This window comes from Microbispora sp. H10830, assembly GCF_014161375.1.
GTDB lineage: Bacteria > Actinomycetota > Actinomycetes > Streptosporangiales > Streptosporangiaceae > Microbispora > Microbispora catharanthi.
In genome coordinates this window covers 144,963-165,638 of the sequence record NZ_JABBWX010000002.1, presented here as the reverse complement: position 1 = coordinate 165,638, position 20,676 = coordinate 144,963, and the positions used below count along the sequence as shown (strand labels likewise).

The following is a 20,676-nucleotide window of genomic DNA, read 5'->3' as shown; positions in this document are numbered from 1 at the left end:
TTGGGGCAGCAGGGAGGCCGACTCTCGCGTGCCACGCGACCGACGCCGCGCCGCCCGTGAACTTACGAGCGGTTTTGACCCCTTGACGTACCACAAGCGCGTTCCTATGGTCTGCATTACTTTCGTAATGTCGCAGAAACTTTCGGGCGTCACCCCCGTTTCCCCCCAACCCGAGGAGTTCCCTTGCTTCGTCCCGCACTGTCCATCGGCCTCGTGAGCGCCACGGTCCTGCTGGGCGGGGTGACTCTCGCCGACTCTGCCTCGGCCGAGCCCGGCCCCGCCCCCGCGCAGTCCCAGGCCGTCAAGTACCCCGCGGACTCGCTGCGCGCCCTCGGCGACCGGATCGGCCTGCGCATCGGCACCGCCGTGAACACGGACGAACTGGGCAGCAACGCCGACTACACCCGGATCACGGCCGAGCAGTTCTCCACCGTCACTCCCGAGAACGTGATGAAGTGGCAGCTGGTGGAGCCCAACCGCGGCACGTACGACTGGGCCGCGGCCGACCGGCTGGTCGCCTTCGCGAAGAAGAACAAGCAGCTGGTGCGCGGCCACACGCTGGTGTGGCACAGCCAGCTGCCCACCTGGCTCTCCTCCGACGGCTACACCACCACCCTGTCGAACGACGAGCTGAAGGCCCTGCTCAAGAAGCACATCCAGGACCAGGTGAAGCACTTCAAGGGCGACATCTGGCAGTGGGACGTGGTCAACGAGGCGTTCGACGACGACGGGCAGCCCCGCCAGGACATCTGGTACAAGGCGTGGGGCGGCCTGGGCTACATCGCCGACGCCTTCCGCTGGGCGCACGAGGCCGACCCCAAGGCCCTGCTGTTCTACAACGACTACAACCTCGAGTTCACCGGGCCGAAGAGCAACGCGGTGTACGACCTCGTCAAGACCCTGAAGGCGCAGCGCGTGCCCATCGACGGCGTCGGATTCCAGGGTCACCTGGACACCCAGTACGGCTTCCCTGACCTGCAGAACAACCTGCAGCGCTTCGCGGACCTCGGCCTGAAGGTGGCCGAGACCGAGGTGGACGTCCGCACGTTCACGCAGGCCCCGCCGAACGAGAACACCCCCACCAGCCCGCTGGCCGCGTACGCCCAGGAGAGCTACTGGTCCCGCGCCCTGCAGGCCTGCCTGGCGGTGCGCGAGTGCATCTCGTTCACCCCGTGGGGATTCGCCGACACGTACTCCTGGATTCCCGGCTGGTTCGACGACCCGCAGGAGGGTGCCGCCCTGTTCTACGACGGGAACCTGCAGCCCAAGTCGCAGTACTACGTGCTCCAGCAGGACCTGGCGCTCGCCGCGGGCGCGCCGCACCGGTCCGGCCCGGGCGCGGGTCGCCACTGACCGGTACCGGCGGGCACGGGGCCGCGCTCCACGAGGCGGCCCCGTTCGCCGCACTCCGCCGTATGACGCGTGGCGGCGTCCTCTCCACAGGGATGTGCCGCCAGGCGTGACGCTCGTCGGGATGACCAGACCCGCCCGCGAAACGGGCGGGTCTTCCGCGTCAGCGGCCGGAAGCGCGGAGCGAGGCGGCCTCGTACAGCTCGCCGGTCAGGTTGCTCAGCGGGCGGTGCCGCAGCAGTTCACCGACCCGCACGTGCACGCCGAGGTCCGCCTGGATCTGGGCGCTCAGCTTGGCGGCGAGCACGGAGTCGAGACCGTGCACGGTTATCGGGGAGTCCAGGTCGAGCTCGTCGGGCGACATGCCGAGGATGCCGGCGGAGCGCATCACGACGTATCTGGTGATCGCCGCGGCGGCCGCCGACCTGTCCGTGAGCGGCGGGTCCGCCCTGCCGTCCCCGTCCGCACCGGCTGCGGCCGCCTCGGCGACGGGGACGGCAGGCAGGGCCGCGACGGGACCGGGCCCGACGAGGGCGGCCGGGCCGGCGGTGACGTCCCCCACGGACACCGAGGACACAGAGGACACCGAGGACACAGAGGAAACGGATGACACAGAGGACACGGGCGACACCGAGGACACGGGCGACACCGAGGACACGGACGCGGAGGACACGAGCACGGGAGACACGGTCACGTCGTCCCGGCCGGGCACGGGCTCCAAGCCCGGGACCGCCTCCACACCCGGCACGGTGTACGGCCCGGTCACGGCGGGCAGGGCCGTGGCGGCGAACGCCGGCGCGGCGGAGTCCCGCGGATCGACCCAGAACCGCCGGCGCTGCCAGGGATACCCGGGAAGGGGGGTGAACCGCCCCCCGGGATACAACCGGCTCCAGTCGGGATCGCAGCCCTGCACGTACGCGACGGCCAGGGACCGCAGCATGCACTCGAGCTCGGGCTCGTCCCGGCACAGCGAGGGGATCACGGTCCCGGCGCCGTCCGCCGCCGCGATCTCGTCCTCGATCGCCGAGGCGAGCAGCGGATGCGGGCTGATCTCGACGAACAGGACCGGGCCCTCGTCCGGCAGCGCGGCGCGCACGGCGGAGGCGAAGCACACGGGCCGGCGCAGGTTCTCCATCCAGTAGCCGGCGTCGAGCTGGGAGCCGTCGACCATGTCGTCGAGCATCGTCGAGTGCATCGGCACGGCCCCGGACCGGGGGCGCAGCTCCGCCAACGCCTCGATCAGGTCGTCCCGGATGGGATCCATCTGGGGGGCGTGCGAAGCGTAGGCGACCTGCACCTGCTTGCAGAACGCGCCGTCGCGGCGCAGCCGCTCGACCACCTCGCCGAGCGCGTCGGCGTCGCCCGCGAGCACGCAGGAGTGCACGCTGTTGACGACCGCCACGCAGACCCTGTCGGCGTTCTCGCCGATGGCCTCGCGCGCGTGGAGCTCGCCGACCTGCACCGCCCACATCGCACCTGATCCGCCGAGCCGCGTCAGCAGGCGGCTCCTGCGGCACACCACGGCGGCGCCCTGCCGTACGGTGAGGGCGCCCGAGACGGTCGCGGCGGCGATCTCGCCCATGCTGTGGCCGATCACGAGATCGGGGCGGATCCCCCAGGCGGCCCAGACGGAGGCGAGCGCGACCTGGATCGCCCACAGAGCCGGCTGGATCTCGTCGGTCCCGGCCAGCGGGCGGCCCTCCCGCAGCAGGTCGATCAGCGACCAGCCGAGCTCGTCGTGGATCGCCCTGTCGCACTCCCGCAGCCGCCGGGCGAAGACGAGGTTGTCGTCCAGCAGGTGTCTCGCCATGCCCGGCCACTGCGCGCCCTGCCCGGGGAAGACGTAGACGACCTTGGGCGTCGCGCCGGCCCTCGCCGTCCCGGTGACGACCGACTGGGGGGCCGCCCCGGCGGCGTACGACCGCAGCGCGGCCGCGATCCCCCGGCCGTTCGTGCCCACGACCGCGACCCGGTGCCCGTGGTGACTGCGGCGGTCGCCGGCGCTGAAGCAGACGTCGTGCGGGGAGGAGCTGCTCGGCTGCAGTGCGTCGGCGTACCGGAGGGCCAGGTCGGGCAGCGCGCGCTCGTCCCTGGCCGAGAGCGGCAGCAGGTATGTTCCCGACCGGCGACGGCGGGCCGCCGCGACGGGCGGCGCCTCGGCGAGCACGACGTGGGCGTTGGTGGCCGACAGGCCGAAGGAGCTGACGCCGGCCATCGCCGGCCAGGACCGCTCGGGCCATTCCCGGGTGCGGCGGACGAGCTCCAGAGGCATGCCCGGCTGCTCGAACAGCGGGTGGGGCCTGCGCACGTTCAGGGTCGCGGGGACCGTCCTGTGCCGGAGCGCCAGGGCGGCCTTGAGCAGCCCGACCAGGCCCGCCGCGCCCTCCCCGTGGCCGATGTTGGACTTCGCCGAGCCGACCAGGCACCGCTGCCCGGGCTCGCGTCCCTCCCCCATGACCCGGGCGAGCGCGGTCAGCTCGGTGAGGTCGCCCGAGGGGGTGCCGGGGCCGTGCGCCTCGACGTAGTCGATCTGCCCGGGCCGCACGCCCGCGTCGCGGTAGGCCTCGCGCAGCATGGCCTCCTGGCCGCTCACTCCGGCGGCGATGAGGGTGCCGGCGCCCCTTCCGTTGCTGTTGACCGCGGTGCCGACGATGGAGGCGTAGACGCGGTCGCCGTCCGCGAGCGCGCGCCTGAGCGGCTTGAGCAGCAGGGAGACGACGGCCTCGCTGCGCACGTAGCCGTCCGCGTCGGCGTCGCCGAACCTGCAGCGGCCCTCCGGCGACAGGATGCCGGCGTCGGACAGGCCGAGGTAGATGTCGGGGGCCATCAGGAGGTTCACGCCGCCGACGACGGCCATGTCGGTCTGGCCCGCCCACAGCTCCCTGCAGGCGAGGTGGACGGCCACCAGGGAGGTCGAGCAGGTGGCCTCGACGCTCATGCTCGGGCCCCGCAGGTCGAACAGGTAGGAGATGCGGCCGGGGAGGTTGCCCCAGTTGCCCCCGCCGATGGCCGCGTGCATGTCGTACATGCCGGCTCCGCGCAGCCGGTCCCAGTAGTCGGACCACAGGCAACTCGTGTAGACCGCCGTACGGCTGCCGGCGAGCTTGTGCAGAGGGATGCCGGCGTCCTCGATGGCCTCCCACGTGACCTCGATGAGCAGGCGGTGCTGGGGGTCGATGCGCAGCGCCTCGTGCGGGGAGATCGAGAAGAACGAGGCGTCGAAGCTGTCGATGTCGTCCAGGAAGCCGCCGGCTCGTGTGCCGATGCCGCCGGCGCCGGGGAACCGTCCCGGCGGAATCTCTCCGACCGCGTCGCGCTCGCCTGCGAGCACGTCCCAGAAGGCGGACGGACCGGAGGCGCCGGGTAATCGGCACCCCGCGCCGATTATCGCGATCGGGTCGCGCGGGGGGACGGACGCTATGCTCATGCGACCGTCTCCTCTGTTCGGACCGCTCGGCGCCGGCGTGCCTGCGCGGCTGCGCGGGCACGTGCCGACGGGTACGTCGAGTCCGGGTACGTCAAGTCCGGGTACGTGAAGTCATGGTGCACGGGGTCCCCCATTCGGTGGCGAGGTGTGCGGTGACCGGCCCTGTGGTCGGCTGTGGTCGGCTGCGGGAAAAGCCGGGGCATGGACATCCCCGCCCGGCTCCGACGTCACGCAGTGCTTCCACCATCCGCCGGTGACGTGAGTACGTCCATGGTGAGATAACGAAATAAGCGATAAAAGCGGCTAACTGGGATTCAGGAGGAGCCGGTTCCCGTTTCCTCGGCCAGCGGCAGGTGAATCACCAGAGAGTGCCCCGGGCTGTCCAGGACGCTCGCGACGACGAGACGGAAGGTGCGTCTGCCAAGGCCGGGGACGTCGAGCGTCCGCGGCCGCTGGTGCTGACCCCGCACGTGCTGCTCGCGCCACCAGCCGCGGAAGTCGGCGCTGGCGCTCTCCAGGTCGCTCACCAGCTCCTGCATCCTCTGGTCCGCCGTCCTCGTGGCGTACGCCAGCCGCAGCCTCGCGATGACGTCGAGCGTGTCGTCGGCCCAGTTCACCAGTCGCTTCTTGGCGTCCGGATCGGTGAGCATCCACCAAAGGATGTTCCTGCGCGGCCGGGGCAGCTCGCCGAAGTCGGTGTACCAGTCGGCGGCGGCGCGGTTCCAGGCCACCACGTCGCCGTACCGGTTGCCGGCGTACAGCGGGAAAGGGCCGTGACCCGCCACCTCCACCACCTGGAAGACCAGCTTCTCGTCCGACTCGTCGAGCCCGTACGCGGCCTCGGCCGGCCCCTGGCCGAACGCGAGGCGGTGGACGTAGGCGCGCTCGTCCTCGCTCAGGCCGAGGACGCGGGCCAGGCTGTCGAGGACCTGCGGGGAGGGATGGATGTCGCGGGCCTGCTCCAGGTAGGTGTACCAGGTGGGGCTGAGCCCCGCGAGAACGGCCACCTCCTCCCGGCGCAGGCCCTTCGTACGCCGGTGGACTCCGGTGGGGAGCCCGGCCTCCTGGGGGCTGATGCGCGCGCGGCGGCTACGCAGAAACTGAGCGAGCTCCTGTCTGTTCTCGCTCCTGTCGGACAAGGCATCCCCCAACGACTGCCGCAACAAGGTCCGGGTCGTTCAGCGCAAATCGGCTTAACCCATCATTATCGTGGAGCTGTATCGCCGGGTGAAGATGCCGCACCCGCCCCCCCGGGCGAAATATCTGCAATCTTCTCACGCCTTTTTCCCGCCTGTCCCAGAAGTGTCAGGCCGAGCGGTCGGCCTCGCTGCGGAGCGACCCGAGCAAGTGGAACGCGTGCGCCACCGAGACCAGCGTCACGTGGTGGTGCCAGCCCCGATACGACCTGCCTTCGAAGTGACGCAGCCCGCACTCCTCACCCACGCGGGTAAGGTCGCCGCGCGCCCGCTCCCGCAGCCCGATCAGGCCGATGAGGTCGGGCAGCCGGGCCTGCGTGATGTTGGTCAGCCACAGGCGGCCGGGCGCCTGGCGGCCCGGACCCCACTCCGCCAGCACCCGGGCGCGCGACCGGCCTATCTCGTACGGCATGCCCGGCCCCTGGGGCAGGGACCCGTGCAGCGACACGGGCGTCGAACGGAAGGTGACCCGGCCGTGGCCGTGCCACCAGTTCAGGGTCTGCGCCGACGGCCCGGTGACGGCCGCCGCGATCTCACCCGCCGTACGGCACGGGCCCGGGCCCAGCGGAGTGTGCTCGTCGACCTGGACGAGGTAGCGCAGGCCGCGCTCCTCCAGCCCGCGGATCAGCTGTTCCACCCGCCGGTTCTGCCGGGCGTCCACGAGCACGGGCGCGGCGGCGAGCTCCCACGCGGCCATCTCGTCGAGCGCGTCCAGCAGATGCTGCCAGCGCGAGCGGGCGCGCTCGTGCGCCGGCACATGGGTCACCGCGCGCCGCCTGGCGTCGTCGTCCCACGAGCGGGGCAGCAGGAGCCTCCAGTTGACCGGGCAGGCGCCCTCCTGACCGGCCATCAGTACGGCGAGCCCGAGCTGGCAGTTGAGGACCCGGCCGGCCGAGTGGGCGTACTGCTTGGCGACGCCGACCGAGTGCGAGCCGTTCTTGGGGAAGACGACCTCCTCGACGGTCCAGGCGCGGGGCCGCAGCACGGCGGCCATGTCCTGCGCGAGGAGCCGCCGCACCGGTTCCCAGCGCCAGGGGCTCTGGTTGAGGAACTGCTGGAGGGACTGGTCGGCGGGCCAGCCCACCACCTGTTCCGAGATGCGCCGGATCGACTTGCGGCCCGGCACGCAGTCGAGGCCGCGAACGTACACCTCGGCCCATCGGCGCTGGTCGGACCGGGCGAAGGAGGAGAACAGATGCCGGCAGAACTCGGCCAGCTCCGTGAGATCGGAGGACGCGTAGACGTCCGGAACAGACAACATGTGGCGCTCCCGTGATGAGAGGGCGGATCCTTCAGCACGCCATGGGCGTGTCGCTCTCCGCTCGACCGACGCCGTTGTCGGGTGGCGGCTCGTAGCTGTCGATCTCGTAGAAGATGCGGGCGGCGATGCCCGTGGAGTACGGCGCGTAGCGCCTGCGCAGGTTCTGGAAGACCGCCTCGGCCCCCCGCTCGTCGCGGTCGGTGGGCAGGCCGGCCTTCACGGCGAGCCGCATCGTGTCGGCGAAGCTCTGCTCCTCCCTGCCCTGCAGGCTGACCAGCGCCGGATGGACCCGGACGCCCAGTTGCGCCGCCACCCGCTGCAGGCAGCGGGTGCCGGTGTCGAGGACGGTGCGGGTGTTGGGCGGGGCCCAGTCGGGAGCCACCGCCTCGGTGAGCGCCGCGGCGTCCATCACGATGACGGCGGCCTTGAGCCAGCACAGCTCCCCGGCCGGGCGCTGGAAGGCGAGCGCGGGGTAGGCCACGTGGCTGGCGCCCACGTCGGCGAGCCAGGCCGCCCATTCCGCGAACATGTCGTCGAGGTGGTCCCGCGACCCGGAGCGTACGCACTCCGCGAGCACCGCCTCGGCGTCCGGCGGGCGGACCGCCTGCCCGGCCAGCCGGAGGACGAACCGCTCCCGCCGGCTGAACGCGTCGATGATCCGCATCAGGTGCGCGGTGAACGCGACGAGGATCAGCGCTGACGACAACCACGCGAAGGCGGCGAGGGCGGCGCCGGGCGAGCGCATCAGGAACACCTCGGCGATGTCCTCGGGATGTGGACTCACGCCGTACGCGCCGTAGGCGACCAGCCCGAACCCGGCGAAGGACGCGACCAGCCAGGCGGCCCCCACCGCGAACACCGCCGTCGGCCCGCACATCTCCAGCACCCGCTCCCGATACCTTCCGGGCAGGTGCCTGGCCACGAGGTACGCGCCGGTCGCGACCACCCGGACCGTCCGCAGGGCCATGCGCGACGACCGGCCCTGGGGGGTCATCACGGTGCGGAGCACGCTGCTCCAGACCGTGAGGACCAGGGCCACACCCAGCACTATGGGAACTGCTTCGCTCACCTCGGACGCACCCTTCGTGCGATCTTCGCGAATTGGGTCAAAAACGAGCCTCGAATACGGGGCCGCCGATGAACAGAGCCCATCGACGCTGGCATTGCGAATGCCACCACTGGGATGCGCGCCCACCCGCCCCCGGCATTCCGTTAGTTCGGCATTGACCATGGAAGCGCCGACCGGAAATGGTCATTGCTCATATTCACCTCGACATGGGGAGGAGCCATGACGCCCTGGCCTCAAGTCGGCAGGACGGAACAAACTGCACAACTGACGAGCGCTCTGGACAGGCCCGCGTCGGGGCCCGTCGTCATCAGCGGCGCCCCCGGCACGGGCCGGACCTCGATGCTGCGGCTGGCGGTCACGCTCGCCGAGCGCCACGGTTATCTCGTACTGCGATTACGCCCCCGGGGGACCGGCGCGATGGCCGCGCTGCGCGGCGTGCTCCCGCCGGGGCCGGTGCCGGCGCCCGAGGAGGCGGCGCGGACCCTGCGGATGCTCGCCGGCGGCCGGCGGTTCATGGTCGTCCTCGACGACGCCCACCTGGCGGACCACGAGACGCTCCTGACGCTCCGCGCGCTCAACCGGTCGCACACCACGGCCCTGGTGGTGAGCAGGACGGCGATCACCCGGGGCGAGGACGACCCCGCTCCCCGGCCCGACCCGACCGACTGCCTCATGTACGAGCGGGGGCTGGTGCATCTGGTGTTGCCGCCGCTGGGGCCGCGGGACGTCGCGGAGCTGTTCACGCGGCTTGTGGGAGGTCCCGTACGGCAGGCCACCGCGGCGGCGCTGCACACGCTGACCGGCGGCGTGCCGCGGCGGCTGCACGAGCTGGCCGACGCCGGACTCGTCCGGTGCCTGGCGGAGCGGCGCGGCCGATGGGAGATGACCGAGCCGGGCCCGCTCGACCCGGCGCTGCCGCGCGAGGCGGCAGACGCGGCGGCGGCCGCGCGCCGGGCCTGGGCCTGCCTCGGCCTGGACCAGGCGGAGGAGCTGTGCCGGGTGGCGCTGTGGCAGCGGGCGGAGGCCGACGTCGCCGACGTCTGGGCGGTCGTCCTCCTGCTGCGCGGCCGCGGGAAGGAGGCCGCCGCGTTCCTGGACTCGCTCCCCCCGTCCGCCGCCGCGGACGGCGACGACGCCGAACCCGCGCGGCTCACGTTCGCTCGCGCCCTGGTCACGGCCTTCGGCCTCGGCAAGCCGTCCGAGGCGGCCGATCTGCTGCTCCTGCGGGCTCTGGCGGCCCGGCCCGACCGGGACAGCCGCCGCGACCGGCACTTGGCGCAGCGGGCCTGGATCCTGGCGGCGACCGGCGCCGCGGAGCCCGAGGCCAACCTCGACCGCGGCGACCGGGAGACGGCGCTGTTCGTGCACGCGGCGCAGGCGGCGCTCGCCGCCGACCGGCCGCAGCAGGCGGTGCTCCACCTCCGCCGGGCGCTCGCCGTGTCGGAGGGGTGCCACGTCGAGTCGGCCTGGCTTCCGGCCTACCTGCGCGGCGAGCTGACGGGTGCGCTCGCCCGCGCGGGGCGTCCGGTGTCCGCGGCGGCCGCCGACCGTGCTCAGGAGCCGGTGGGCGCGGCCGTCGCCGCGATGCTGCGCGGCGCGCGGGCGACGGCCGGCCCGGACCTCCGCGAGGCCGCCGCGGCCGTGCCGAACGGTGCGGAGACGGGACGGAGCAGGACGGCGCGCACCCCCGCCCGCGACGAGGTGCCGGCGCGGTGACCATGGCCGCCGGTGGTGAGCACACCACCGGCGGCCTACGAGGTGCCCGTGCGGCGGGCGAGCACGGAAGACGAGACGAGCGGGGGCCGCGGCGGCCGCCCGCTCGTCTCGTTTCGTTTCGTTTCGTTTCGTTTCGTCTCACTCTCCCTCGCGCGGAGTCCTCCGCATGACGAGGATGTTGCGGTTGCGCCCGCCGACGCGGTCGTAGACGAACTCGTCGAGCCGGCCCAGCGCCAGGAGCAGGCCGTACCCGCCCTCCTCACGGAGGGCGGGATCGGCGGCGAGCCGGGGCGCGGGGTCGTATCTCGTCGGGTCGAACGGCGGCGCGTCGTCCTCGACGCGCACCCACACCCGGTCGGTCTCCACCCCGCCCTCCAGGTCGATCACGCCACCGCGGCCGCCGTAGCCGTGCTGCGCGATGTTCGTCGTGATCTCGTCGGCCGCGAGGCGCAGCCAGTACGCCTGCCGGGTGTGGAGGGTTCCGGTGCGGGCCAGCGTCAGGACGAACTCGGCCACCCTTCCGGCGAACGACGCGCCGGCGTCCAGTCGGAGTCGGCACCCGATCATCAAGCCTCCGCGGACTCCCGCTCGACGGACTCCTGCATCACGACGGTACGGTCGAAGCCGGTCATCCGGATGGTCTCCGCGACCTCCTGCCGGGTGCCGACCAGCACGATCTCCGCGCCCCTCGGCAGCTTCTGGTGGGCGAACAGCAGGCAGCGGATGCCCGCCGACGACATGTACGTCACGTCGGAGACCAGCAGCACCAACCGGCGCACCTGGGCGGTGACGGCGTCGGAGATCAGCAGGTTGAGCCGGGGCGCGGACCGTCCGTCGAGCTCCCCGGAGAGCCGGATCGTCGCGGTGCCCTCGTCGATGTGCATCTTCGCGTCGAACGTCATGCTCCTTCACTCCTCTGGTAGTCGTTCCCTCGCGACCAGGACGAGCGTGGCCCGCGGGCCGATCGAGACCCGTACCTGGTCGGCCAGCCGGGGCTCGCGTCCCGGCTCGTGGGCGTCGTGCGGCGGCGCGGCCGCCGTGTCGGCGAACAGGTGCCAGACGGTGCCCTCAGGGGGTGCGGGGAGCTCCAGGACGTGCCCCTCCCAGTAGGAGTTGGCCGCCACGTAGACGCAGTCGTATCCCCCGTCATCCCTCATGGTGGAGAACATGGCCGCGACCAGGCGGCTGTGCGGCGACCAGTCCGGCGTCCAGGCGTGCACGCCGTGCCAGCTCACCTCGGGAAGCCGCCCGTCCACCGAATGGCCGAGCGCGCCCTCCCCACGCCGCAGGGCGGGGTGGGCACGGCGGAACGCGATCGCGTTGCGGACGAACCGGTGCAGGTCCCGGTGCTCCCGGGCGAGATCCCAGTCGATCCACGACAGCGGCCCGTCGTGGCAGTAGGCGTTGTTGTTGCCCTGCTGAGTGCGGCCCATCTCGTCGCCGGCGAGCAGCATCGGGATCCCGTGACTGGTCAGCAGGAGCAGCAGGGCGTTGCGCACCTGCCGGGCACGCAGCGCCAGCACGTCCGGATCGTCCGTCGGGCCTTCGTGCCCGCAGTTCCAGGAATGGTTGGCCGAGTCCCCGTCGCGGTTCTCCTCCCCGTTGAGCTCGTTGTGCTTGCGGTTGTACGACACCAGGTCGCGCAGGGTGAAGCCGTCGTGGGAGGTGACGAAGTTCACCGAGGCGACCGGCCCCCGGGGGCCGTAGATGTCGGTGGAGCCGGTCATGCGGGCGGCCAGCTCGCCCACGGTCCCGAGGTCGCCCTTGACGAACCGCCGCACGGCGTCGCGGTAGCGCCCGTTCCACTCCGACCAGCGGCAGTACGACGGGAACGTCCCCACCTGGTAGAGGCCGGCCGCGTCCCACGCCTCCGCGATGAGCTTGCAGTCGCGCAGCACCGGGTCGTGGGCGAGCGACTCCAGCAGCGGCGGGTTCGCGAGGACCGTACCGTCGGGGGCGCGCCCGAGCACGGCCGCCAGGTCGAACCTGAACCCGTCGACGTGGAATTCCGCCGCCCAGTGGCGCAGGCAGTCGAGAACGAATTCCCGCACGACCGGGTGATTGCAGTTCACCGTGTTGCCGGTGCCGCTGAAATTGTAGTAATGGCCGTCCGGCGTGAGCATGTAATAAGTGCTGTTGTCGAGGCCGCGGAACGAAATCGACGGCCCCCGCTCGTTTCCCTCCGCCGTGTGGTTGAAAACCACGTCGAGCACGACCTCGATGCCCGCGCGGTGGAACTGCTTCACGAGGTTCTTCATCTCGTCGACCTGCATGCCGTACGGCCCGGAGGCCGCGTAGGAGGCCTTGGGGGCGAAGAACCCGACCGTGTTGTAGCCCCAGTAGTTGTGCGGCCCGCGCGGGTTGTCCAGCTCGTCGAACTCGAAGACGGGCATCAGCTCGACGCAGTTGACCCCGAGGTCCACGAGATACGGCAGCCGCTCGACCAGGCCGGCGAACGTGCCGGGGGCCCGCACCCCCGACGACGGGTGCCTGGTGAAGCCCCTGACGTGCAGCTCGTACACGATCAGGTCCTCCGGGCGTATCCCGGGCGGCCGGTCGTCCTCCCAGTCGAAGTCGTCCAGCGCGATCCGGCCCCGGTAGGGGTACACGCCGTCGCGGGGGGCGCCCCACGCCTCCCGGCCGCCGACGAGCTTGGCGTACGGGTCGAGGAGGATCGTCCCCGGGTCGAACCGGTGGCCGTCCTGGGGGCGGAACGGGCCGTCGGCGCGGTAGCCGTACTCGAGCGTCTCGACGTCCAGCCCCAGGTCGTCGAGCCCGAACACGGTCATGGCGTACACGCCGCCCCGGCGGAACGACGGCGGGAACGGCAGTTCCACGAGGGGCGCCGCCTCCCCCCGCCGGAACAGCACGAGCGTCATCGCGGTCGCGTTGTTGGAGTAGACCGAGAAGTTGACGCCGCCCGGCACCGGGGTGGCCCCGAAGGGAAGGGTCCGCCCCGCCCGGACCGGCACGCCGCCGATCCGGTGCGTCGGGTACGCGTCGACGCGGGTCTCGAGCATCGGGTCCTGCCTAACAGTCGGCCACTGAAGAGTCGGTCACGGAGGAGCCGGCCACGCGAAAGAGGTCGAGGAGACCGGTCGCGGCCATCACGGTCTCGATCTCGGGAGGGACGCCGGCCAGCGCCACCCGCCCGCCGGCCGCGCGGTGCAGCAGGAGCAGCACCCGCAGCCCCGCGCTCGACAGATACGTCACGCCGGACATGTCCAGCAGCACCCGCCCGTCCTCCGGCAGCAGATCCATGAGCCGCCGCTGCACGCCGGGACCCGAGCGGCCGTCGAGCTCCCCGGTCAGCCCGATGACCGTCGTCCCGTCGCGTACGGATGTGTCGACCAGCACGACCGGCTCGGTCATCGGGACTCCTTCGTCGGCTCGTTCGACGGCATGTTCATCGGGGCTCACCGGGGGCTTATCGGGCGGCTTATCGGGGGGCCTATCGAGGAGCGAGGTGCGCGCGGACCGTGACCGGCCGTTCTGAGTCCGGCAGCTTGACCGTGAGGCCCTCGGGGTCGAACGCGGAGTAGGGCCTGCCGTCCACCTCGACCCAGTCGAGGCGCACCATGCCGGGCGGCAGGGCGTCCGGCGCGACCCGCAGCACCCGGTCGGGGAACCCGTCGGGGCAGGGCCGGAACCACAGGCTCAGCGGTTCCCGGTCGAGGAGCAGGCGCTGGTAGACCGTCGCCAGGAAGCACAGCTCGGCCGCGTGGCACATGCTCATCGAGTGGCTGCCCTTCAGCCGCTCGGTCCCCACCAGGTAGGGCGTGCCGTCCGCCAGGACGTTGAAGTAGACGCCGCCCTCGTCGTGGTCGAGGAAGAACGCGTTGTAGAACGCGGCCGCCTCGCGCGCCCGTCCCCGGAACTCCTCCTGCCCGGTCAGCGCGGCCAGGATCTGGTAGGCCAGGATCGCCTGCTCCTGCTGCCACCAGGCCTTGCGGTCGTGCCAGACGAAGCGGTGCACCCGCCGTCCCGGCTCCAGGCTCCGCTCGACCACGTCGTACCAGCCGCCGCGGCGCAGGTCGGCGCCGAGCTCCGGCATCCGGTGGCCGATCCGCTCGGCGAGCTCGCGGTAGCGGTCCTTCGGACGGATCGACATCATCCGCATGAGGTTCCACGAGATCTTGAGGTTGTGCCCGACCACCGCCCTGTCCTGCTGCCAGTCCCACGTGCGGTCCGGGGACCAGTCGCCGTGGAACCGCTCCTGCACGAACGGGCTGTCCTCGCGCGGCATGTGCCGCACGATCAGGTCGAACGTCTCCTCCAGCATGTCGGCGTGCCGTTCGTCGCCCGTCCCGAGGAACAGGTTGATCAGATACGCCGGCGCGTGGTCGCCGACGGAGTTCCAGTTCTTGCGCGACCGGTTGGGCCCGAGCGACTCGTGGTGCGGGCTGAGCAGGATCGGGTCGATGTGGGAGTAGTAGCCGCCGCGGTCGGGATCGCGGAAGAACTTGCGGAACAGCCGCAGGGTGCCGTCGATGTCGGCGGCCACCTCCGGGTCGCCGGTCACCCGGAAGAACTGCGTGGGCCCGGCGAGGGCGTAGATCTGCTCGTACATCGGGATGGCGTCGTAGTCGTCGCCGAACTCCGAGGTGAAGAGCTTGTGCTCGACCCCGTCCCGCACGTCGACGCCGTGGTACCAGTAGACGACGTCCTCGTCGGGGTCGACGAACCGCATGTGCTCGCGCAGGTAGGCGGTGCCGCGCTCGGCCACCTCGAGGAAGTCCTCGTCGCCGGTGAGCATGTACGCCGACGACATCCCGTAGACCAGCCGGGAGATGGTGTCGGTCTCCTGCACGTGGTGGTCGGCCTTGTCGCCGCCCAGCCGCAGCACCGTGCGGTAGTCGGCGAAGTCCACCGGCCCCTCGTCCCCGAACTGGGCCCGCCGGTAGAAGCGGCCCAGCTCACGGATCTGCCGCACCCACCAGTCGGGCTGCTCGAAGACGTGCTCGTCGGGTCTGCGGCCGACGAAGACCAGCCGCTTGGCGTCGAAGGAGGCCGGCCCGCCGTCGGGGTAGAAGATCCCGTGGGCGAACAGCCGCCGCCCCGGCGTGAGCAGCTCCCGCAGGTGACCGGACGCGTCGAGGTAGGGATCGCCGAGGTTGCGCAGGAACTCGGCCGATGTGGTCGAGGTGAGGCGCGCGGTGACCGTGCGGCCCTCCGCGGTGCGCAGGTCGACGAGCCCCTGCTCGGCGTCGTACCCGGTGATCACGCCGGCCACCAGGTCGGAGTAGGTGTAGCCGCCGCGCAAGGCCGGCTCCGTGTCCCCCGACGCGGCCCGGGGGGAGGGGACGGCGGGCCGCCGGTCGCCCTCCCCCCTGTTCTCCGCTCCGCTCTCCTTCCCGACCGCCTCGTGGCGGGCCGGTAGGTGGCGGGGCGCGGCGCGCCGGGGCATGACGCGCCGGGGAGCGCCGGCCGTCCTGCGCCCACGCCGCGCCGCGATCAGCTCGATCATCATGCGGGCGAAGGCGTGGCAGTGGTCGGCCGTGCGCGCGGTCACCAGGTCTCCGTCGACCACCACGTCCTGGTCGGTGTAGACCGCGCCCATGTTGCGCACGTCGGAGACGAGGTTGTTGTGGCAGGTCACCCGGCGTCCCCGGACGACCTCCGCGATGGGCGACACCAGCCACATGCCGTGGCAGACGATCCCCTTCAGCACGTCCGGCAGCGCGAACGCGTCCCGCAGCAGGCGGACCGCGGGGGAGAGCTCCCCCGCGTTCTCGCTGTAGCGCAGCCGGTCCGACACCATGCCGGAGGGGACGATGAGCGCGTCGAGCTCCCGCAGGCCTTCGGCGTCGAGGGCCTCCAGGTCGCCGTCCACGGTCAGGGGCTCGCGGAACTCGTGCCCGTGGAAGGTGAGCGACGGCTGCCCCCACAGGCGGGTGACGAACCGGGTCCGCGCCCCTTCCTCCGCGAACCTGCGCTGGTAGTAGTGCACCTCGGGCTCGACGAAGTCGCTCTCGATGAGGATGGCGACGGTGGCCCCGTCCAGCCTGTTCACCGGGTCCCTCCCGTGTCGAGGTCGACGAGGAACGGGCCGGGCGCGGACAGCATCCGCTCGACGGCGCGCTCCACCTGTGCGGGTTTGTCCACCCGGACGGCCTCGACGCCCATGCTCCGGGCGAGGGCCGGGAAGTCGATCTCCGGCCGGGCGAGGTCGAAGCCGGACGGGTGCGCGTGCGGGGGGACGTCCCGCTCGCGCCAGTACTGCTCGATGTTGTCGTCGAGCAGCTGATAACGGCGGTTGTTGCAGATGACGAACCGCGCGGCCACGTTGTGCCGGGCCGCCGTCCACAGGGCCTGGATCGTGTACATGCTGCCTCCGTCCCCGGTGAAACCGACGACCTCGGCGTCCGGCCGGGCCAGCTTCGCCCCGATCGCACCCGGGATGCCGACGCCGAGCGAGCCGCCCCTGGTGAGGAAGTACGAACCGGGGACGCGGGCGGGCAGGCGGCGGGTGAGCGCGGGCGAGGCGGTGAGCGCCTCGTCGAAGACGACCAGGCCGGCCGGGACCCGGCGGGCGATCTCGGCCGCGAAGGCGTCCATCAGCGTGTCGCCCTCCGGGGGTGGCCCCGCGAGCGCCGGGCGCACCGGCGCGGGAGGCAGGCGGTCGGCGAGGGCGGCCAGTGTGAGCTTGGGGTCGGCGCACAGCGCGACGTCCACGGGAAAGTTCTTGGCGATCTCGTAGTCGTCGAGGTCGACGTGGACGATCCGCGCATCCTCTCTGAACGGGCTGACCAGGTGGGGGAAGACCTCGGGGAACACGTACGTCCCCACGATCAGCACGGCGTCGGCGTCGCGGACCGCCGCGGCGCTGACGTGGCCGAACATGTGCCCGAGCTGCCCCCGGTAGAGCGGATGCGCGGTGTCGATGTTGACCTCGGACGAGTCGACCCCCCAGACCGGGGCGCCGAGCCGCTCGGCCACGAGCGCCAGCTCCTCCTGGGCGCCGGAGACCGCGACGCCGTCGCCCATGAGGATCACCGGTGACCGCGCGTCCCGCAGCACCCGGACCGCACGGTCGAGGTCGTACGGGGCCGGCGTCACCGCACGGCTCGGCACGGTGCTCGGCACCGCCGGCTCGGCGGTCTGCGCGTCGAGGACGTCCATCGGCAGCGCCACGAAGACGGGGCCCCGCGGCGGCGTCATCGCCGTCTTGACGGCCCGGCGCAGCACCCGCAGCACCGAACCGGGGTGCGTGACCCGGGTGGCGTACTTCGTCACCGGCCGCGCCATCGCCACGAGGTCGGCGGCCATCTGGGCGTCCATGCTCTCGTACTGGACGCCCGCCTCGCCCGCGACGACGACGAGGGGCGAGTGGCCGCGCATGGCCTGGTACAGCATGCCGACCGCGTTGCCCAGCCCCACGCCGGCGTGGAGCTGGACGAGCGCGGGCCCCGCCGTGGCGCGGGCGTAGCCGTCCGCGATGGCCACCGCGACGGTCTCCTGCAGGGCCAGGACGTAGTCCATGTCCGCGCGCTGTTCGAGGACATCGAGGAAGCCCTGCTCAACGGTGCCGGGATTGCCGAAGACGAGCCTGATCCCGTCCGCCGCGAACTGCTCGAACATCGCGACCTTGCCCGGTCTCGAAGCCACGTCGGATCACCAGCCGTACCGGCGCAGCCCGGTCTCGAGGACGTCCACCAGCTTCTCCCCCGACAGGAACGAGTCGGGCGTGGACCTGGCGGTGATGAACGGGTAGTCGACGATGACGGAGGTCTCCCTGCCGACGTTGCCGTGGTAGCGGCCGTCGGGGCCGGTCGCGTCGCGCAGGATGTACTCCAGCGGGTACGGCGGCGGGCCCATGTTGAAGTCCACGCCGAGGAAGCCGGTGCCGTCTTTGTAGTCGTACTCCTTGCAGTGGCCGGTGACGTGCTTGCCCCAGATGATGCTCTCGCGGGTCTCCCAGTCGCGGGCGAAGGCCAGGCAGGCGATGCCGTAGCACTCGGCCAGGATCGGCTTGTCCGCCCGGAGGAACGCGAGGATCAGGTCGTGCACCCGGCCGCTGTTGGCGAGGTCGACGATCGGGCCGCTGCCGCCCACGATCACCAGCGCGTCGTACTGCTCGATGTCGGCGTCGACCTCGCCCAGGGCGCGGTAGTACGCCTCCAGCTTGCGGAGGTGGTCGGGCTCGCTGTCGTACGGCCGCTCGGGAATCCACGCGCTCAGGCTCAGCGGGGCGTCCAGCCGGTTCGACTCGTCGAGGTCCCTGGCCGCGACGGCCACCTCCGGCGTGGTGACCGAGCGGCCGAGCGGCGGGTCGATGTAGCCGGGGTCGAGGCTCGGCGGGAGGGCCCGGGGCCGCTTCCCCGTCGGCGTGGCGAAAACGGTCTCATATCCTTCCCGGTCGAAAGCGGTGACCGGGCCGAGCAATTCCTCCCCCCAGTAGCCGTACTCGGAAAGGAGAACGAGAATTCTTTTCGACATCTTGTTGCTCTCCCATCTACGTGCGGTCGTGATGAATTCCGTCAGCCAGAAGTCAAGGCGACGCGGATGCGACGGACAAGGAAAACGGCGGGGGCCGCGCCTACTTCTTGAAGTCGGCGGCGGCACTCCGTCAGGTGCGCAGCCCGGCCAGCAGATTCGCGACGTCGTGCAGCGCGACCGTGAAAGGGTGCTCGGGAAAGGCGGCCGCGAACAGCCCGGTGTGGTCGCCCCTGGCCAGCTCCGCGGCCCAGGGCAGCGCGCCGGCCATGGGGGATTCGTACCGGCGCAGCGCGATGCCGGTGAGCGCGGTGTTCGTCATCCCGGGCGGGACCATCGTGAACAGCACGAGGGCGAAGGGCACGCTGAGCCGTCTCGATATGGTGGCCATCAGCGGGCCCCCGGACAGGCCGCGCGTGTCGGGGCGGGCCGCCGTCAGGCAGACGTCCGCGATGGCAAGGGCGTGCACGGCCTCGTGGTTGACCCCGGAATGCGTGTCCACGAGGACGGCGTCGAGGTCGAGCGCCACGGCCATCTGCCGGATGCCCTCGTGCAGCAGCCCCGTGTCGTACTGGCCCGCGAGGGCGGGCCGGGCTATCGCCCCCATGTCCACCACGCCGGGGGCGAGGTGCAGCGCGCCGCGGCCGCCGCCGAGGCCGGCGAGCGGGCCGAGGTCGTAAAGGATGTCGTCGAGCCCGCACTCGCCCACCAGGTAGCCGGTGATGCCGCGGCGCAGTTGCCCGTCGGGGACGCCGCAGGCGAGATGGAGTCCGGGCGCCTGCAGGCCGGCGTCGACGAGGCCGACCCGCAGGCCCAGCCGGGCGAGCAGATAGCCCAGGTTGGCGACGGCCGTGGTCTTGCCGACCCCGCCACCCCACGAGTGGACCGTCACGATCATCGGCATGCGCCGTCACCGGCCGGCGAGCCGGCGCAGGGCCAGCATCGTGATGTCGTCGTACTGCTCGCCGTCGCGCAGATGGGCCTGTACGTCGGCCTCCACGCGGTCCAGCAGCCCCAGTGAGGTGCCGGCCAGGCCGCGGACCAGGGCCGACAGGCGGTCCTCCCCGTAGAACTCGCCTTCGGGGTCCCGGCTGTCCGTCACCCCGTCGGTGTAGGCGAGCAGCACGTCGCCGGGGTCGAGCCGCACCTCGGCGAGGCGGAACTCCGAGTCGGGGTGCAGCCCCACGGCCGGTCCGGTCACCTGCAGCCGCTCCAGGCGGCCGCCCACCCTCCTGAGGAGGGGCGGGTTGTGGCCGCCGTTGGCGTACAGCAGGCAGCCGGACTCCGGGTCGAGCACCCCGAAGAAGACGGTCGCGAAGTACCCCTGGTGGTTGCTCGTCATGTAGCGGTTGGTCCCCGTCATGGCCTGCAGCAGGGGCGCCGCCCCCGGCACGAGCGCGGGGGACTCCTGCCGGACGTCCCGGGCGAGCGCTTCGAGCGGCGGAAGACCGTCGAAGAGGTTCCACTGCCCGGCGTGCTCGGCCGTGTGCCGCAGCAGCGTGCGGATCAGGGCCATGAACAGCGCCGCCCCGACCCCCTTGTCGCACACGTCCGCCACCACGATGGACAGGCGGCGTCCCTGCAGCAGGGGGAACGCGTCGTAGAAGTCGCCGGCCACCGCCCGTGCCGGGCGGAAGCGTACGTCGATCTCCCAGCCCGGCGCGCACGGGAGGTCGGAGGGCAGGAACCCCTCCTGGATCTCCTGGGCGATGCGCAGCTCGCGCTCGTACTGGCGGAGGGAGACGGCCAGGGCCGCCTCCTCCGCCACGCGGGCCAGCCGGTGCCGCTCCACGTCGCACATCAGCTGGGTCCTGATGAGCGAGCCGCGGTACGGCGGGACGAGGTAGTGGTAACCGTGCTTGACGCAGGCCTCCAGGTCGGCCAGCTCCCCGTCCAGGTAGACCATCACCGCCGTGTGCCGCGCCTGGTGCCGCCCCGACGGGTCGCCCTCCGGCGCCGGGGGGACGAGGAGGTCCCCGTTCCCCCGGCGCAGGAGCATTCCGTACCGGCCGACGCGGTCCGCGCCCAGTGAGGACGGGAGCAGGAGCAGGTCGGGCGGGTCGGGTCCGGTGAGGTGCTTGACGACCTCGTCCGGCAGGGCGTGGACGACCCGCATCCTCGCGGCCCGCAGCGCCTCGTCGAGGTCGTGCCCGTCCTCCTGGGACGTCTCGAGGGACGTTCTGTCGCGCAGGACGAGCACCGCCGACAGCTCGGCCATCGG

General features: G+C 72.0%; 15 protein-coding genes. 2 read left to right on the top strand and 13 right to left on the bottom strand.

Annotation, left to right across the window (positions count from 1 at the left end; all coding sequences use genetic code 11):
- Positions 1–183 precede the first annotated feature (183 nt).
- A complete protein-coding gene (locus tag HHX35_RS05545) occupies positions 184–1,353 on the top strand; it encodes an endo-1,4-beta-xylanase (RefSeq protein ID WP_182897872.1) in 1,170 nt (389 codons plus the stop codon).
- A 160-nt stretch (positions 1,354–1,513) separates the two neighbouring features.
- On the opposite strand, the gene HHX35_RS05540 is transcribed toward HHX35_RS05545, so the two are convergent.
- From HHX35_RS05540 to HHX35_RS05525, 4 genes are all read right to left on the bottom strand, one after another.
- Positions 1,514–4,777 (bottom strand): type I polyketide synthase, encoded by a 3,264-nt coding sequence (locus HHX35_RS05540; RefSeq protein ID WP_182897871.1) that lies wholly within the window; start codon positions 4,775–4,777, stop codon positions 1,514–1,516.
- Positions 4,778–5,091: 314 nt separating this feature from the next.
- Positions 5,092–5,916 carry a helix-turn-helix transcriptional regulator gene (locus HHX35_RS05535; RefSeq protein WP_052400086.1) on the bottom strand — a complete coding sequence of 275 codons (825 nt, stop codon included), beginning with the start codon at positions 5,914–5,916 and terminating at the stop codon, positions 5,092–5,094.
- Between the two features lie 166 nt (positions 5,917–6,082).
- Positions 6,083–7,234 (bottom strand): IS701 family transposase, encoded by a 1,152-nt coding sequence (locus HHX35_RS05530; protein ID WP_041952859.1) that lies wholly within the window; start codon positions 7,232–7,234, stop codon positions 6,083–6,085.
- Between the two features lie 31 nt (positions 7,235–7,265).
- Complete coding sequence (locus HHX35_RS05525; RefSeq protein WP_156101928.1) at positions 7,266–8,303, bottom strand: hypothetical protein; 1,038 nt, start codon at positions 8,301–8,303, stop codon at positions 7,266–7,268.
- A 219-nt stretch (positions 8,304–8,522) separates the two neighbouring features.
- On the opposite strand from HHX35_RS05525, the gene HHX35_RS05520 reads away from it, so the two are divergent.
- Positions 8,523–10,019 (top strand): ATP-binding protein, encoded by a 1,497-nt coding sequence (locus tag HHX35_RS05520; protein ID WP_182897870.1) that lies wholly within the window; start codon positions 8,523–8,525, stop codon positions 10,017–10,019.
- 138 nt (positions 10,020–10,157) lie between these two features.
- Here the strand turns inward: HHX35_RS05520 and HHX35_RS05515 are convergent, their stop codons facing one another.
- The 9 genes from HHX35_RS05515 to HHX35_RS05470 form a co-directional block, all read right to left on the bottom strand.
- Positions 10,158–10,586 carry an ATP-binding protein gene (locus HHX35_RS05515; RefSeq protein ID WP_041952862.1) on the bottom strand — a complete coding sequence of 143 codons (429 nt, stop codon included), beginning with the start codon at positions 10,584–10,586 and terminating at the stop codon, positions 10,158–10,160.
- Complete coding sequence (locus HHX35_RS05510) at positions 10,586–10,921, bottom strand: anti-sigma factor antagonist (protein ID WP_182897869.1); 336 nt, start codon at positions 10,919–10,921, stop codon at positions 10,586–10,588. The genes HHX35_RS05515 and HHX35_RS05510 overlap by 1 nt, the downstream gene beginning before the upstream one ends.
- Positions 10,922–10,927: 6 nt before the next feature.
- Positions 10,928–13,039: a glycogen debranching protein GlgX gene (glgX, locus tag HHX35_RS05505; protein ID WP_182897868.1), complete on the bottom strand. Its 2,112-nt coding sequence runs from the start codon at positions 13,037–13,039 to the stop codon at positions 10,928–10,930.
- Positions 13,040–13,049: 10 nt separating this feature from the next.
- A complete protein-coding gene (locus HHX35_RS05500) occupies positions 13,050–13,391 on the bottom strand; it encodes an STAS domain-containing protein (protein WP_182897867.1) in 342 nt (113 codons plus the stop codon).
- Positions 13,392–13,470: 79 nt separating this feature from the next.
- Positions 13,471–16,032: a DJ-1/PfpI family protein gene (locus HHX35_RS05495; protein ID WP_220505076.1), complete on the bottom strand. Its 2,562-nt coding sequence runs from the start codon at positions 16,030–16,032 to the stop codon at positions 13,471–13,473.
- A complete protein-coding gene (locus HHX35_RS05485; protein ID WP_041952866.1) occupies positions 16,029–17,627 on the bottom strand; it encodes a thiamine pyrophosphate-binding protein in 1,599 nt (532 codons plus the stop codon). Before HHX35_RS05485 ends, HHX35_RS05495 begins: the two co-directional genes overlap by 4 nt.
- Positions 17,628–17,633: 6 nt before the next feature.
- Complete coding sequence (locus HHX35_RS05480) at positions 17,634–18,458, bottom strand: type 1 glutamine amidotransferase domain-containing protein (protein WP_041952867.1); 825 nt, start codon at positions 18,456–18,458, stop codon at positions 17,634–17,636.
- A gap of 130 nt (positions 18,459–18,588) precedes the next feature.
- The gene (locus HHX35_RS05475; protein WP_081964603.1) at positions 18,589–19,359 is read right to left on the bottom strand and encodes an AAA family ATPase; all 771 of its coding nucleotides are present in this window, start codon (positions 19,357–19,359) and stop codon (positions 18,589–18,591) included.
- A gap of 6 nt (positions 19,360–19,365) precedes the next feature.
- Entirely contained in the window at positions 19,366–20,673 is a 1,308-nt protein-coding gene (locus tag HHX35_RS05470) for a PP2C family protein-serine/threonine phosphatase (RefSeq protein ID WP_052400087.1), read from the bottom strand.
- Between the last annotated feature and the right edge of the window lie 3 nt (positions 20,674–20,676).

Excerpts from the sequence above, each read along its gene's own strand:
- HHX35_RS05470 (WP_052400087.1), bottom strand. The coding sequence starts at position 20,673 with ATGGCCGAGCTGTCGGCGGTGCTCGTCCTGCGCGACAGAACGTCCCTC.
- glgX (WP_182897868.1), bottom strand. The coding sequence starts at position 13,039 with ATGCTCGAGACCCGCGTCGACGCGTACCCGACGCACCGGATCGGCGGC.
- HHX35_RS05515 (WP_041952862.1), bottom strand. The coding sequence starts at position 10,586 with ATGATCGGGTGCCGACTCCGACTGGACGCCGGCGCGTCGTTCGCCGGA.
- HHX35_RS05500 (WP_182897867.1), bottom strand. The coding sequence starts at position 13,391 with ATGACCGAGCCGGTCGTGCTGGTCGACACATCCGTACGCGACGGGACG.
- HHX35_RS05540 (WP_182897871.1), bottom strand. The coding sequence starts at position 4,777 with ATGAGCATAGCGTCCGTCCCCCCGCGCGACCCGATCGCGATAATCGGC.
- HHX35_RS05510 (WP_182897869.1), bottom strand. The coding sequence starts at position 10,921 with ATGACGTTCGACGCGAAGATGCACATCGACGAGGGCACCGCGACGATC.
- HHX35_RS05520 (WP_182897870.1), top strand. The coding sequence starts at position 8,523 with ATGACGCCCTGGCCTCAAGTCGGCAGGACGGAACAAACTGCACAACTG.
- HHX35_RS05480 (WP_041952867.1), bottom strand. The coding sequence starts at position 18,458 with ATGTCGAAAAGAATTCTCGTTCTCCTTTCCGAGTACGGCTACTGGGGG.
- HHX35_RS05530 (WP_041952859.1), bottom strand. The coding sequence starts at position 7,234 with ATGTTGTCTGTTCCGGACGTCTACGCGTCCTCCGATCTCACGGAGCTG.
- HHX35_RS05475 (WP_081964603.1), bottom strand. The coding sequence starts at position 19,359 with ATGCCGATGATCGTGACGGTCCACTCGTGGGGTGGCGGGGTCGGCAAG.